This window comes from Pseudomonas brassicacearum subsp. neoaurantiaca, from assembly GCF_013608025.1.
Taxonomy (GTDB): domain Bacteria; phylum Pseudomonadota; class Gammaproteobacteria; order Pseudomonadales; family Pseudomonadaceae; genus Aquipseudomonas.
This window is the reverse complement of record NZ_VDLV01000044.1, coordinates 77,150-91,586: the sequence shown is the minus strand read 5'-3', so window position 1 is coordinate 91,586 and position 14,437 is coordinate 77,150. Positions and strand designations below refer to the sequence as shown.

General features: G+C 59.4%; 11 protein-coding genes. 1 reads left to right on the top strand and 10 read right to left on the bottom strand.

What is annotated here, in order from left to right; genetic code table 11:
* Window positions 1-17: 17 nt before the first annotated feature.
* The 7 genes from lpdA to sdhC all read right to left on the bottom strand — a co-directional run bounded on the left by lpdA (window position 18) and on the right by sdhC (window position 9,156).
* A complete protein-coding gene (lpdA, locus tag FHK92_RS21430; protein WP_030138332.1) occupies window positions 18-1,454 on the bottom strand; it encodes a dihydrolipoyl dehydrogenase in 1,437 nt (478 codons plus the stop codon).
* Window positions 1,455-1,565: 111 nt separating this feature from the next.
* Window positions 1,566-2,789 carry a 2-oxoglutarate dehydrogenase complex dihydrolipoyllysine-residue succinyltransferase gene (odhB, locus tag FHK92_RS21425; RefSeq protein ID WP_030138331.1) on the bottom strand — a complete coding sequence of 408 codons (1,224 nt, stop codon included), beginning with the start codon at window positions 2,787-2,789 and terminating at the stop codon, window positions 1,566-1,568.
* Between the two features lie 44 nt (window positions 2,790-2,833).
* Complete coding sequence (locus tag FHK92_RS21420) at window positions 2,834-5,665, bottom strand: 2-oxoglutarate dehydrogenase E1 component (RefSeq protein WP_181289833.1); 2,832 nt, start codon at window positions 5,663-5,665, stop codon at window positions 2,834-2,836.
* A 262-nt stretch (window positions 5,666-5,927) separates the two neighbouring features.
* A complete protein-coding gene (locus FHK92_RS21415) occupies window positions 5,928-6,632 on the bottom strand; it encodes a succinate dehydrogenase iron-sulfur subunit (protein WP_039594133.1) in 705 nt (234 codons plus the stop codon).
* Between the two features lie 11 nt (window positions 6,633-6,643).
* Window positions 6,644-8,416 carry a succinate dehydrogenase flavoprotein subunit gene (gene sdhA, locus FHK92_RS21410; protein ID WP_053123969.1) on the bottom strand — a complete coding sequence of 591 codons (1,773 nt, stop codon included), beginning with the start codon at window positions 8,414-8,416 and terminating at the stop codon, window positions 6,644-6,646.
* 3 nt (window positions 8,417-8,419) lie between these two features.
* Window positions 8,420-8,788, bottom strand: a complete 369-nt coding sequence (sdhD, locus tag FHK92_RS21405) for a succinate dehydrogenase, hydrophobic membrane anchor protein (protein ID WP_003179222.1) — start codon at window positions 8,786-8,788, stop codon at window positions 8,420-8,422.
* On the bottom strand, window positions 8,782-9,156 hold the full coding sequence (gene sdhC / locus FHK92_RS21400; protein WP_024780620.1) for a succinate dehydrogenase, cytochrome b556 subunit: 375 nt from the start codon (window positions 9,154-9,156) through the stop codon (window positions 8,782-8,784). The genes sdhD and sdhC overlap by 7 nt, the downstream gene beginning before the upstream one ends.
* Window positions 9,157-9,521: 365 nt before the next feature.
* Between sdhC and gltA the strand changes: the two genes are divergently transcribed.
* Window positions 9,522-10,811: a citrate synthase gene (gene gltA / locus FHK92_RS21395; protein WP_003172803.1), complete on the top strand. Its 1,290-nt coding sequence runs from the start codon at window positions 9,522-9,524 to the stop codon at window positions 10,809-10,811.
* Between the two features lie 270 nt (window positions 10,812-11,081).
* Here gltA and FHK92_RS21390 read toward each other — a convergent pair whose 3' ends face one another.
* The 3 genes from FHK92_RS21390 to FHK92_RS21380 form a co-directional block, all read right to left on the bottom strand.
* On the bottom strand, window positions 11,082-12,740 hold the full coding sequence (locus tag FHK92_RS21390) for a cation acetate symporter (protein ID WP_181289832.1): 1,659 nt from the start codon (window positions 12,738-12,740) through the stop codon (window positions 11,082-11,084).
* Window positions 12,737-13,048 (bottom strand): DUF485 domain-containing protein, encoded by a 312-nt coding sequence (locus FHK92_RS21385; RefSeq protein ID WP_122565961.1) that lies wholly within the window; start codon window positions 13,046-13,048, stop codon window positions 12,737-12,739. The genes FHK92_RS21390 and FHK92_RS21385 overlap by 4 nt, the downstream gene beginning before the upstream one ends.
* A 314-nt stretch (window positions 13,049-13,362) precedes the next feature.
* On the bottom strand, window positions 13,363-14,217 hold the full coding sequence (locus FHK92_RS21380; protein WP_181289831.1) for a glycine betaine ABC transporter substrate-binding protein: 855 nt from the start codon (window positions 14,215-14,217) through the stop codon (window positions 13,363-13,365).
* Between the last annotated feature and the right edge of the window lie 220 nt (window positions 14,218-14,437).

Sequence of the window (14,437 nt, the reverse complement as noted above, 5' to 3'; positions counted from 1 at the left end):
TGGTTTCTTATTATCTGTTAACGCTTCTTGCGGTTGGCCACGTGGATGGCGCCGCCATTCACGGCCAGGGCCGCTTCGTGCAAGGCTTCGGACAGGGTCGGATGGGAGAAGACCATCATGCCCAGGTCTTCAGCGCTGGTGCCGAATTCCATACCGATCGCGCCTTGCTGTACCAGCTCGGCAGCGCTTGGGCCAATGACGTGAACGCCCAATACGCGATCCGTCTTGGCATCGGCGATGACTTTGACGAAACCACCGGTATCGTTGGCTGCCATGGCACGGCCGGAGGCGGCGAACGGGAAGGTGCCGACGTTAACTTCAACGCCTTCGGCTTTCAAGGCCTGCTCGGTTTTACCAACCCAAGCGATTTCCGGGTGGGTATAGATAACCGATGGGATCAGGTCATAGTTCATCTGGGCCTTGTGGCCCTTGATGCGCTCGACAACCATGATGCCTTCTTCGGAAGCCTTGTGGGCCAGCATCATGCCGCGAACCACGTCACCGATGGCGAAGACGCCCGGTACGGCGGTTGCGCAATGGTCATCGACCGCGATGAAACCGCGCTCGTCGATTTCCACGCCGCAATCGGCGGACAGCAGGTCGGTGGTCACTGGACGACGGCCGACCGCAACGATCAACTTGTCGAAGGTGATGGTCTGTTCGCCGTTGGCGTCGGTGTAGTTCACCACGACTTCTTCACCGTTGACCTTGGAGCCGGTCACACGGGCACCCAGCTTGATGTCCAGGCCTTGCTTGGTCAGGGTCTTCAGCGCTTCCTTGGACACCGCGGTGTCAGCGGCCATCAGGAATGTGTCGAGGGCTTCGAGCACGGTCACTTGCGAACCCAGGCGCGACCATACCGAACCCAGCTCGAGACCGATCACGCCAGCACCGATCACGCCCAGGCGTTTTGGCACGGACTGGAATTCCAGGGCGCCAGTGGAGTCGACGATGACGTTCTGGTCGACTGGAGCAGGCGGGATGTCGATCGGACGCGAGCCTGGCGCCAGGATGACGTTTTCGGCTTCGATCACTTCGACCGAGCCGTCAGGCTTGGTCACTTCGACTTTCTTGCCCAGCAGCAGCTTGCCGTGGCCTTCGATGGAGGTGACGCCGTTGGCCTTGAACAGGGTGGCAACACCGCTGGTCAGGTTCTTGACGATGCCAGCCTTGCGGCCAACCATCGCGGCGACGTCCATCTTCACTTCACCGGTAGAGATACCGTGAACGTTGAAGCTTTCCTTGGCTTCCTTGTACTTCCAGGAGCTGTCCAGCAGCGCCTTGGATGGAATGCAACCGACGTTCAGGCAAGTACCGCCCAAGGCCTGTTTGCCTTCCTTGTCGGTGTATTTCTCGATGCAGGCAGTGGAAAGGCCCAGTTGCGCAGCCTTGATGGCCGCTACGTAGCCGCCAGGGCCCGCACCAATCACTACCACGTCGAATTTCTGAGTCATGAGTCATTCCTTCTCGAATCAAACCGGACGGTCACTTGTGGGGACCGCCGTGGGACGAAACCGGTTGTTTCAGCAAGGGGCCGGTCGAAAAGACCGGCCCTCGCGGCGAAATCAGATATCCAGCAGCAGACGAGCCGGATCTTCCAGCAGGTTCTTGATGGTGACCAGGAACGTCACGGCTTCTTTGCCGTCGATCAGGCGGTGATCGTAGGACAGTGCCAGGTACATCATCGGACGAATCACGACCTGACCGTTGATCGCCATCGGACGCTGCAGGATGTTGTGCATGCCCAGGATAGCCGCTTGTGGCGGGTTGACGATCGGGGTCGACATCATCGAACCGAATGTACCACCGTTGGTGATGGTGAACGTACCGCCGGTCATCTCTTCGATGGACAGCTTGCCGTCACGGGCCTTCTTGCCGAAGGTGGCGATGCCGCCTTCGATTTCGGCCAGGCTCATCAGCTCGGCGTTGCGCAGGACCGGAACCACCAGGCCACGATCGCTGGAGACCGCGACACCGATGTCGGCGTAGCCGTGGTAGACGATGTCGGAACCGTCGATCGACGCGTTGACGGCCGGGAAGCGCTTCAGCGCTTCGGTGGCAGCCTTGACGAAGAACGACATGAAGCCCAGGCGTACGCCATTGTGGGACTTCTCGAACAGGTCCTTGTACTTCGAACGCAGGGCCATGACTTCGGTCATGTCGACTTCGTTGAACGTGGTCAGCATCGCCATGTTCGACTGGGCTTCGACCAGACGCTCGGCAACCTTGGCACGCAGGCGGGTCATCGGAACGCGTTTCTCGACGCGGTCACCGGCAGCGAACACTGGCGCGGAAGCGGCAGGCGCGGCTGGCTTGGCCGGTGCGGCGGCTGGAGCGGCTTTCTTGGCGGCAACGGCTGCAACCACGTCTTCCTTGGTCACACGACCGCCTTTGCCGGTACCGGCAACGGAAGCGATGTTGATGCCATTTTCTTCAGCCAGCTTGCGAGCAGCTGGAGCGGCGACTGGATCGTCTTCGCCCGAAGCAGCAGGCGCAGCGGCCTGAGCGGCAGCCGGTGCAGCAGCGGCGGCTGGAGCAGCGGCAGCAGCGCCGCCCTCTTCGATCGAGCCCAGGACCTGGTTCGACAGAACGGTGGCGCCTTCTTCGGCAACGATTGCGCCCAGCACACCGTCAGCTTCGGCCAATACTTCCAGCACGACCTTGTCGGTCTCGATGTCGACGATCAGGTCGTCACGCTTGACGGCCTCGCCTGGTTTCTTGTGCCAGGTGGCAACGGTGCCATCGGCAACCGATTCCGGGAATGACGGGGCTTTGATTTCGATAGCCATTATCTGTGGGTCCTTAAAATTCGGTTTCAGTCAGCGCGAAGGCGTTAAACAGTGAAAGCATCTTGCAGCAGTTTTTCCTGCTGCTCGGCGTGCATCGACGCATAACCACACGCAGGTGCGGCGGAAGCATCACGGCCGGCATATTCCAGGCCCAGGGCCTTGTTATGGTTGCCGATGCTGCGACGCAGGTGATGCTGGCTGCTGTACCACGCGCCTTGGTTCATCGGTTCTTCCTGACACCACACCACGTGGGTGAGGTTGGTGTAAGGCGCGATGGCCTCCATCAGGTCCTCTTCCGGGAACGGATAAAGCTGCTCGATACGCACGATGGCGATGTCTTCGCGGCCTTCGGCACGACGTTTTTCCAGCAAGTCGTAGTAGACCTTGCCGCTGCACAGGACCAGGCGAGTCACCTTCGCCGCGTCCAGGGTGTCGATTTCCGAAATGACGGTCTGGAACGAGCCTTCGGCCAGGTCTTCCAGCGTGGAGATCGCCAGTTTGTGACGCAGCAGGGACTTCGGTGTCAGCACGATCAGCGGCTTGCGCAGCGGACGGATGACCTGGCGACGCAGCAGGTGGTAGATCTGCGCTGGAGTCGTCGGTACGCAAACCTGGACGTTGTGCTCGGCGCACAGCTGGAGGTAGCGTTCCAGACGTGCCGACGAGTGCTCCGGCCCTTGCCCTTCATAACCGTGTGGCAACAGCATGGTCAGACCGCAGAGACGGCCCCACTTGTGCTCGCCGCTGGTGATGAACTGGTCGACAACCACCTGGGCACCGTTGGCGAAGTCGCCGAACTGGGCTTCCCAGATCACCAGGGCATTTGGCTCGGTGGTGGAATAGCCGTATTCGAACGCCAGGACGGCTTCTTCGGACAGCAGCGAATCGTACAGGTCGAAACGTGGCTGGCCCTTGTACAGGTTTTGCAGCGGGATGTAGGTACCCGCGTCTTTCTGGTTGTGCAAGACAGCGTGACGGTGCGAGAACGTACCGCGACCGATGTCCTGACCGGTCATGCGAATCGGGTGACCTTCGAACGCCAGGGTCGCGTACGCCATGGTTTCGGCGTAACCCCAGTTGATCGGCAGGCCGCCGGCTTGCATCTTCTGACGGTCTTCGTAGATCTTCGCAACCTGGCGCTGGACCACGAAGCCTTCCGGGATTTCCAGCAGCTTGGCGGACAGTTCCTGCAATGTCTTGAGATCGAAACGCGTGTCGTGACGAGCGGTCCAGGCGTGGCCCAGATACGGACGCCAGTCCACGAACAGCTCTTTGTTCGGCTCTTTGACCAGGCTTTTTACAACGTGCAGGCCGTTGTCCAGGGCGTTGCGATATTCGTCGACTTTTTCCTGGACGCGCGCGGCATCCAGAACACCGCTCTGGGTCAGGCGATCGGCGTACAGCTCACGGGTGGTGCGCTGCTTGGCGATCTGCTGGTACATCAGCGGCTGGGTGCCACTTGGCTCGTCGGCCTCGTTGTGGCCGCGACGACGGTAGCAGACCAGGTCGATCACCACGTCGCGCTTGTACTGCATGCGGTAGTCGATGGCCAACTGGGTCACGAACAGCACGGCTTCCGGATCATCGCCATTCACATGGAGAATCGGCGCCTGGATCATTTTCGCGACGTCGGTTGCGTACTCGGTGGAACGCGAGTCCAGCGGGTTGCTGATGGTGAAGCCGACCTGGTTGTTGATCACGATGTGCACGGTACCGCCGGTCTTGAAACCGCGGGTCTGCGACATCTGGAAGGTTTCCATGACCACGCCTTGACCGGCGAATGCCGCGTCACCGTGGATGGAGATCGGCAGCACCTTCTCGCCGGTCGGATCGTTGCGACGATCCTGGCGGGCACGGACGGAACCCTCGACCACCGGGGAAACGATTTCCAGGTGGGACGGGTTGAACGCCATGGCCAGGTGGACTTCGCCACCGGTGGTCATCACGTTGGACGAAAAGCCCTGGTGGTACTTGACGTCACCGGAGCCCAGCTCGACCTTCTTCTTGCCTTCGAACTCGTCGAACAGCTCGCGCGGGTTCTTGCCGAAGGTGTTGACCAGTACGTTCAGGCGACCACGGTGGGCCATGCCGATGACGACTTCCTTGGTGCCGTAGGAACCGGAACGCTGGATCAGCTCGTCGAGCATCGGAATCAGGCTTTCGCCGCCTTCCAGGCCGAAACGCTTGGTGCCCGGGTATTTGGTACCCAGGTATTTCTCCAGGCCTTCACCGGCAGTGACGCGCTCGAGCAAGTGGCTCTTGATGTCGGCGGAGTACGTCGGACGGCCACGAACGCTTTCCAGACGCTGCTGGAACCACTGGCGCTGCTCGGAATCGGTGATGTGCGTAAATTCAGCGCCGATGGTGCGGCAATATGTCTGCTGCAACGCTTCGTGAATTTCGCGTAGGCTCGCTTCCTCTTTGCCGATGAACAGGTCGCCGGCACGGAAGGTCGTATCAAGATCGGCATTGGTCAAGCCGTAGTGAGTGATCGACAGGTCTGCAGGTGCAGGACGCTGCCACAGCCCCAGCGGGTCAAGCTGGGCTGCCTGGTGGCCACGCATCCGGTAGGCCTGGATCAGTCGCAGCACTTCAACTTGCTTCTTCTCATGCTCGGAGCTCACGCTGCCGGCAGACACCGGTTGAGCGCGGCGCTGGTTCTTTGCCAGCAGCACGAAATGATCGCGAATCGTCGAGTGCGAAACATCGGTGGCAGAGTTACCGTCAGCCGGCAACTTCTGAAAGTAGGTGCGCCATTCTTCTGGCACAGCGTTAGGGTCGTGCAGGTAGAGCTCGTAGAGCTCTTCCACATAGGCAGCGTTACCACCGGAGAGGTGGGCACTGTTCCACATGCGCTGCATCACGCTTTCTTGCATGCTTGGTCACCCTCGATTAGGGGAACACCACCGGCGAAAACACCGAGCAAACTTGCAGAAGTCCGAGTGCAGCGACTAAAACAAGCCACTTAGGATCACGCTGATAGTCCGGGTACCAGCCCGGATGCCCCTGCTTGTCTCATTTCTTCAAAATAAGAACCGCCGCTTTGTGAGCGGCTGTTCTGGTTATAGCCAGGACGTGGGTTGAAGCCCACGCCCTCGCCTCTACGGGTACAGCGGTTCTACGGGTACAGCAGCTGAATCACACGCCGTTTTGCAGCAGCATGTTACGTACGTGACCGATGGCCTTAGTCGGGTTCAGGCCTTTCGGGCAGACGTTGACGCAGTTCATGATCCCGCGGCAGCGGAATACGCTGAACGGGTCATCCAGTGCGGCCAGACGCTCGGACGTCTTGGTATCACGGCTGTCTGCCAGGAAGCGGTACGCTTGCAGCAGGGCGGCCGGGCCCAGGAACTTGTCCGGGTTCCACCAGAAGGATGGGCACGAGGTCGAGCAGCAAGCGCACAGGATGCACTCGTACAGACCGTCGAGCTTTTCACGCTCTTCAGGGGACTGCAGACGCTCGATGGCCGGAGCCGGCGTGTCGTTCTGCAGGAATGGCTTCACCTTCTCGTATTGCTTGTAGAAGATGCTCATATCGACGACCAGGTCACGAATGACCGGCAAACCTGGCAGCGGACGAACGATCAGCTTGTTGCCCTTGACCACGGCCGACAGCGGCGTGATGCAGGCCAGGCCGTTCTTGCCGTTGATGTTCATGCCGTCGGAGCCGCAAACGCCCTCGCGGCACGAGCGACGATAGGAGAAACCTTCGTCCTGCTCTTTGATCAAGGCCAGCACGTCCAGCACCATCAGGTCTTTACCACCGGTATCGACCTGGAAGTCCTGCATGAACGGCGCGGCGTCCTGATCAGGGTTGTAGCGATAAACACTGACTTGCAACATAGCGGTCACCCTTAATAAGTCCGGACTTTTGGTTCGAAAGTCGGAACAGTCTTCGGCGAGAAGTTCACGGCACGCTTGGCGACGCGTTTTTCACCCGGGAAGTACAAGGTGTGGCACAGCCAGTTTTCGTCGTCACGGTCTTCGAAGTCTTCGCGGGCGTGGGCACCACGGGACTCTTTACGCACTTCTGCGGCGATGGCGGTGGCTTCGGCCACTTCCAGCAGGTTCTGCAACTCCAGCGCTTCGATACGGGCAGTGTTGAACGCCTGCGACTTATCGTTGATCTTCACGTTGGCGATTCGTTCACGCAATTGTGCGAGCTGGGCAATACCCTTCTGCATGTATTCGCCGGTACGGAACACACCGAAGTAGTTCTGCATGCAGTTTTGCAACTCGCGACGCAGGGTTGCCACGTCTTCGCCTTCGGTACGCTCGTTCAGAGCGGACAGACGCGCCAGGGCGGCTTCGATGTTGGCGTCGGTGGCATCGTCATATTCGATGCCGTCGGACAGCGCTTTTTCCAGGTGCAGGCCGGCAGCGCGACCGAAGACCACCAGGTCGAGCAGCGAGTTGCCGCCCAGGCGGTTGGCACCGTGGACCGATACGCAGGCCACTTCACCCACTGCGAACAGGCCAGGGATGATTTCGTCCACGCCTTCGCCGTTCTGGGTGATTGCCTGGCCATGAATGTTGGTGGCAACGCCGCCCATCATATAGTGGCAGGTTGGAACCACTGGAACCGGCGCAACGACAGGGTCGACGTGTGCGAAAGTCTTCGACAGTTCGCAGATACCTGGCAGGCGGCTGTGCAGCACTTCCTCGCCCAGGTGGTCGAGCTTGAGCATCACGTGGTCGCCATTCGGGCCACAGCCGTTGCCGGCGATGATCTCTTTAACCATCGAACGAGCTACAACGTCACGACCGGCAAGGTCCTTGGCGTTCGGCGCATAACGTTCCATGAAACGCTCGCCGTGCTTGTTGATCAGGTAACCGCCTTCACCGCGGCAACCTTCGGTGACCAGTACACCGGCGCCGGCGATGCCGGTTGGGTGGAACTGCCACATTTCAATGTCTTGTACCGGCACGCCAGCACGCAGGGCCATGCCGACGCCGTCACCGGTGTTGATCAGGGCGTTGGTGGTGGATGCGTAGATACGGCCTGCACCGCCGGTCGCCAGTACGGTGGCCTTGGCGCGGATGTAGGTGGTTTCGCCGGTTTCGATGCAGATCGCGATCACACCGACGAAGGCGCCGTCCTGGTTCTTCACCAGGTCAACGGCGTAGTACTCGTTCAGGAACGTGGTACCGGCTTTCAGGTTGCCCTGATAAAGGGTGTGCAGCAGCGCGTGACCGGTACGGTCGGACGCCGCGCAAGTACGCGCAGCCTGGCCGCCCTTGCCGTAGTCCTTGGACTGCCCGCCGAACGGACGCTGGTAGATACGACCTTGCTCGGTACGGGAGAACGGCATGCCCATGTGGTCCAGCTCGAACACCGCGGCCGGGCCTTCCTGACACATGTATTCGATAGCGTCCTGGTCACCGATGTAGTCGGAACCCTTGACGGTATCGTACATGTGCCAGCGCCAGTCATCGTTCGGGTCGGCCGAAGCGATGGCGCAGGTGATGCCACCCTGGGCGGAAACGGTGTGCGAGCGCGTCGGGAAAACCTTGGTGATCACGGCAGTCTTGTGACCGCCCTGTGCCAGTTGCAGCGCGGCGCGCATGCCAGCACCGCCACCACCAATGATGATGGCGTCGAAAGAAATCGTTGGAATGTTAGCCATGAATCAGATACCCCAGAGAATCTGCACGCCCCAGACGAAGTAAGCGAACATCGCAACGCCGCATACTGCCTGGAAGAGGAAACGTACGGCAGTTGCCGACTTGCCGAACGCCATCTGCGTCAGGTAGTCGGTCGCGATGGTCCACATGCCGACCCAGGCGTGGGCGCCCAGTGCGACAAGTGCCAGCAGACTGAAGATACGCATCCAGTTGTTTGCAAACAGTTCATGCCATTGGGCGTAGCCCAGGCCGGGGTTGGCTACGACATATCCGATCAGGAAAATGAAATAAGCCGCGAGAACGACCGCAGACACACGCTGCGCCATCCAGTCATAGAGGCCCGAACGCGAGAGGTTCGTGACGTTGGTTACCATATCCAGACTCCTGCCAGAACGATTACCACCACGGAAACGGCGATAACGATTTTCGAGCCCAGCTTGCCGCCTTCCAGCGTCTCACCGATGCCCATGTCCATGATCAAGTGGCGCACACCGGCAACCAAGTGATACAGCAAGGCGGACAGGATGCCCCAAATCACTAGCTTGGCTAGCGGACTGGTCAGACACGCTTTCACCTGACCGAAGCCTTCTTCCGAATCGAGCGACTTGTCCAATGCATAAAGCATGATGGCCAGGCTGACGAAGAGGATGACACCGGAAATACGGTGAAGAATGGACGTGTAAGCAGTGACTGGGAGTTTGATGGTCCTTAGGTCTAGGTTTACAGGTCGTTGGCTTTTCACGGCTTTTTTTTCACACTGAAGAGCCCCTAACAATCAGGGCAAAGTTGTTGGGGCGCGCACTGGTCAGGTACTCACCACCCAGGGAGTGACGACCCCCAAGAAAGCAGGCCCAAAAGCCCCTGGCGGTCGGTGGCCGAGTATAGACAGTTAGGCTACTAATGACAACGCGTTCACCTTCCCCTAATAGCGCATTGCACATACGCGGCAAAAGGCGTAAACGGCAGGCAATTTCGCGGAAAAAGTCCGGTTAAAGCCTTCTGGAGCAAGACTTTAGGCAAATTGACATTCGGATTTATCTCACTATAGTGGTGCGGGCCCTGCGTGGGGGGTCTGTCTGATGATTCCAAGCATTAATAGGAGGCCACATGGCTGACAAAAAAGCGCAGTTGATCATCGAGGGCGCAGCCCCCGTCGAGCTGCCCATTTTAACCGGCACCGTTGGTCCCGATGTAATCGACGTACGGGGCCTGACGGCCACGGGCCGTTTCACCTTTGACCCGGGTTTCATGTCGACCGCCTCGTGCGAGTCGAAAATCACCTATATCGACGGCGACAACGGCATCCTGCTGCACCGCGGCTACCCGATCGAGCAACTGGCTGAAAAATCGGACTACCTGGAAACCTGCTACCTGCTGCTCAACGGCGAACTGCCGACCGCAGAGCAGAAGGCCCAGTTCGTCAGCACCGTGAAGAACCACACCATGGTTCACGAACAGTTGAAGACGTTCTTCAACGGTTTCCGTCGCGATGCCCACCCGATGGCCGTCATGTGCGGCGTTGTCGGCGCCCTCTCGGCCTTCTACCACGACTCCCTGGACATCAATAACCCCCAGCATCGCGAAATCTCCGCGATCCGCCTGGTGGCGAAGATGCCGACCCTGGCAGCCATGGTCTACAAGTACTCCATGGGCCAGCCCATGATGTACCCGCGCAACGACCTGACCTATGCAGAAAACTTCCTGCATATGATGTTCAACACCCCGTGCGAGATCAAACCGATCAGCCCGGTGCTCGCCAAGGCCATGGACCGGATCTTCATCCTCCACGCCGACCACGAGCAGAACGCCTCCACGTCCACCGTGCGCCTGGCCGGCTCGTCGGGTGCCAACCCGTTCGCCTGTATCGCCGCCGGTATCGCCGCGCTCTGGGGCCCTGCCCACGGCGGTGCGAACGAAGCGGTGCTGACCATGCTCGATGAAATCGGCGATGTCTCGAACATCGACAAGTTCATCGCCAAGGCCAAGGACAAGAACGATCCGTTCAAGCTGATGGGCTTCGGTCACCGGGTCTACAAGAACCGCGATCCGCGCGCCACCGTGATGAAGCAGACCTGCGACGAAGTGCTCAAGGAACTGGGGATCAAGAACGATCCGCAACTCGAACTGGCCATGCGCCTGGAAGAGATCGCCCTGACCGACCCGTACTTCATCGAGCGCTCGCTGTACCCGAACGTCGACTTCTACTCGGGGATCATCCTCAAGGCGATCGGCATTCCAACCAGCATGTTCACCGTGATCTTCGCCCTGGCGCGGACCGTCGGCTGGATCTCCCACTGGAAGGAAATGCTCTCCAGCCCGTACAAGATCGGCCGCCCGCGCCAGCTGTACACCGGCTACGAGTCGCGTGACATCACCAAGCTGGAAGATCGCAAGTAAGACTTGCCTTGCAATAGATCCCAAGCTGCACCGAAACAGCCCCCGCTTCTTATATAAGAGCGGGGGCTGTTTTGTTTATACCTCCAAAGTATCGGTGCCGGACCCGACGTCTTCGCGAGCAGGCTCGCTCCCACAAGGATCGCATTCCACTGTAGGAGCGAGCCTGCTCGCGAAAGCGCCCTCACAGACAACACAAATATCCATGCAAAAAAATACCCCGGCCTCTCGACCGGGGTACCTCTTCAATCACTACCCTTACAACTTACCGCCTCAGTGATTAACCGCCCCACTCGCCCCCAGGCCAGTCTGCGAACGCACGAATTGCGGGAAGAACAGCGCCCGCTCGTTGGCGCCTTCAGCCGACTTGTCGGTGATGGAGAAGAACCAGATGCCGACAAACGCGATGATCATCGAGAACAGCGCAGGGTATTCATACGGGAAGATCGCCTTCTCGTGACCCATGATCTGCACCCAGATGGTCGGGCCGAGGATCATCAGGCCCACCGCACTGACCAGGCCCAGCCAGCCACCAATCATGGCGCCACGGGTGGTCAGCTTCTTCCAGTACATCGAAAGCAGCAATACCGGGAAGTTGCAGCTCGCCGCGATGGAGAACGCCAGGCCCACCATGAACGCGATGTTCTGCTTCTCGAACAGGATGCCAAGGCCGATCGCCAGCACTGCCAGGGCAATGGTGGTGATTTTCGAGACGCGAATCTCATCCTTCTCGTTGGCCTTGCCTTTCTTGATCACGCTGGCATACAGGTCGTGGGACACCGCCGAGGCACCGGCCAGGGTCAGGCCTGCGACTACCGCCAGGATCGTCGCGAACGCCACCGCCGAGATGAAACCCAGGAAGATGCTGCCGCCCACCGCGTTGGCCAGGTGCACCGCCGCCATGTTGTTGCCGCCCAGCAAGGCACCTGCCGCGTCCTTGAACGCCGGGTTGGTACTGACCAACAGGATTGCGCCAAAGCCGATGATGAAGGTCAGGATGTAGAAGTAACCGATAAAGCCAGTGGCATACAGCACGCTCTTGCGAGCTTCCTTGGCGTCGCTCACGGTGAAGAAGCGCATCAGGATGTGTGGCAGGCCAGCGGTACCGAACATCAGCGCCAAGCCCAGGGAGAAGGCCGAGATCGGATCTTTCACCAAGCCACCAGGGCTCATGATCGCCTCGCCTTTAGGGTGAACCTTGACCGCTTCGGCAAACAGCGTGTTGAAGTCGAAGCCGACGTGCTTCATGACCATCAAGGCCATGAACGAAGCACCCGACAGCAACAGCACAGCCTTGATGATCTGTACCCAAGTGGTCGCCAGCATGCCGCCGAACAACACGTAGAGGCACATCAGTATGCCGACCAGGATCACCGCAACGTGGTAGTCCAGACCGAACAGCAACTGGATCAGCTTGCCGGCACCGACCATTTGCGCGATCAGGTAGAACGCCACCACCACCAGCGAGCCGCAAGCGGACAGACTGCGGATCTGGGTTTGCCCGAGGCGATAGGACGCCACGTCGGCAAAGGTGTATTTGCCCAGGTTACGCAGGCGTTCGGCGATCAGGAACAGAATAATCGGCCAGCCCACCAGGAAACCGATGGAGTAGATCAGACCGTCATAACCAGACGCGAACACCAGCGCGGAAATCCCCAGGAAGGACGCCGCCGACATGTAGTCACCGGCAATCGCCAGGCCGTTCTGGAAGCCTGTGATCTTGCCGCCGGCCGCATAGTAGTCGGAGGCCGAGTTGTTTTTCTTGGATGCCCAGTAGGTGATGTAGAGGGTCGCGCCCACAAAGGCCACGAACATCAGGATAGCAGCGACGTTGAGGGGTTGCTTCTGCACGGCACCGGTCAGGGCTTCAGCCGCCCAGGCGCCCGGAGCGAACGCTGCGATGCTCAATAGAGCCATTAGGCGCCGGATCATTGCTGAGCCTCCTTGAGAATCGCATTGTTCAGGTCGTCGAACTCGCCATTGGCACGTCGCACATAGATACCGGTCAGGACGAAGGCCGAGACAATCAGGCCGACGCCGATGGGAATACCCCAGGTAATGGTGGACTCGGGTGTGATCTTCGCCCCGAGAATGTGCGGCCCATAGGCAATCAGAAGGATGAAGCCGGAGTACAGCCCTAGCATGATCGCCGAGAGAATCCAGGCGAACTTTTCCCTTTTTCTCACCAGCTCCTTGAAGCGCGGGCTGTTTTGAATCGAGAGGTAAATGCTGTCGTTCATTGTTTTTATCCTCGCAGCACAGATTTAATTGGAACGACCCTACTCTATGCGGCTCAAGGCCAGGTTCCAGACGACCTTAGTATTAGAACGACATGACGGTTTTGCCAGTTTTCCGCAGTTTTTTGCAACGATCCCTGTGGGAGCGAGCTTGCTCGCGATAGCGGTGTGTCTGTTTGCATCTGCGTTGAATGTTGCGCCATCATCGCGAGCAAGCTCGCTCCCACAGGGTTTAGTGGAAAATTCAGGAATCGCACGCACAAAAAAACCGCATGCCTCCAGCTCATGCGGTTTTCGGAACAGTCAGACCAGGCCGATTACTTGCCGGTCCACTCCTTCACGCGGTCCGGGTGCTTGGCAACCCAATCCTTGGCAGCGGCTTCCGGCTTGGCGCCTTCCTGGATCGCCAGCATGACTTCACCGATTTCGTCTTTCGAAGACCATTGGAATTTCTTCAGGAATGCAGCGACTTCCGGCGCCTTGGCTTCCAGGCCTTTGCTGCCGATGCTGTTTACCGTCTCAGCTGCGCCATAGACGCCTTTCGGGTCTTCCAGGAAGCGCAGTTTCCACTTGGCGAACATCCAGTGCGGCACCCAACCGGTGACGGCGATGGACTCGTTCTTTTTCTCGGCCCGGGTCAGCTCGGCAATCATGCCGGCGCCGGAGCTGGCCTTGAGTTGATAGCCGGTCAGGTCGTAGTCCTTGATGGCCTGTTCGGTCTTGAGCATCACGCCTGAACCGGCGTCGATGCCAACGATGCGCTTCTTGAAGGAATCGTCGGTCTTCAGGTCTTCGAGGGATTTGGCCTTGACGTACTCAGGCACGATCAAGCCGATCTTGGCGTCCTTGAAGTTCGGGCCGTAGTCGACCACCTGATCCTTGTTCTTGGTCCAATAGTCGCCGTGGGTCACTGGCAGCCAGGCCGAGAGCATTGCATCGAGCTTGCCGGTGGCCACGCCCTGCCACATGATCCCGGTCGCGACGGCTTGCAACTTCACGTCATAGCCGAGTTTCTGCTGGATGACTTCGGCGGCCACGTGCGTGGTGGCGACGCTGTCGGACCAGCCATCAACGTAGCCAATGCTCAGGGTTTTGTTCTCGGCGCTGGCCAAGGTGGAGCTGATCGCCAGTACCAGTGCGGCACCTGCGCCCAAGAGTCGTCGCATCTTCATCGTTACTTCCCCGAAAGTGCTGCGCCCGACGGATGCCGAGCGGCGTCAACGTATTGTTATGGTGCACAGCGCCCCCATCACGCTCGCCTGCAAAACCGGTCCGAACGCCAGCGGAGTACTGACTGGCTGATCATCAACCTGCGCCGTTCTGGAACCTGCTCTGTCTGCGACGCCGAAGCAACGAGAAACGACATCAGAAAGCCAGCAAAGCATTTAAGCG

Excerpts from the sequence above, each read along its gene's own strand:
- lpdA (WP_030138332.1), bottom strand. The coding sequence starts at position 1,454 with ATGACTCAGAAATTCGACGTGGTAGTGATTGGTGCGGGCCCTGGCGGC.
- odhB (WP_030138331.1), bottom strand. The coding sequence starts at position 2,789 with ATGGCTATCGAAATCAAAGCCCCGTCATTCCCGGAATCGGTTGCCGAT.
- FHK92_RS21420 (WP_181289833.1), bottom strand. The coding sequence starts at position 5,665 with ATGCAAGAAAGCGTGATGCAGCGCATGTGGAACAGTGCCCACCTCTCC.
- FHK92_RS21415 (WP_039594133.1), bottom strand. The coding sequence starts at position 6,632 with ATGTTGCAAGTCAGTGTTTATCGCTACAACCCTGATCAGGACGCCGCG.
- sdhA (WP_053123969.1), bottom strand. The coding sequence starts at position 8,416 with ATGGCTAACATTCCAACGATTTCTTTCGACGCCATCATCATTGGTGGT.
- sdhD (WP_003179222.1), bottom strand. The coding sequence starts at position 8,788 with ATGGTAACCAACGTCACGAACCTCTCGCGTTCGGGCCTCTATGACTGG.
- gltA (WP_003172803.1), top strand. The coding sequence starts at position 9,522 with ATGGCTGACAAAAAAGCGCAGTTGATCATCGAGGGCGCAGCCCCCGTC.
- FHK92_RS21390 (WP_181289832.1), bottom strand. The coding sequence starts at position 12,740 with ATGATCCGGCGCCTAATGGCTCTATTGAGCATCGCAGCGTTCGCTCCG.
- FHK92_RS21385 (WP_122565961.1), bottom strand. The coding sequence starts at position 13,048 with ATGAACGACAGCATTTACCTCTCGATTCAAAACAGCCCGCGCTTCAAG.
- FHK92_RS21380 (WP_181289831.1), bottom strand. The coding sequence starts at position 14,217 with ATGAAGATGCGACGACTCTTGGGCGCAGGTGCCGCACTGGTACTGGCG.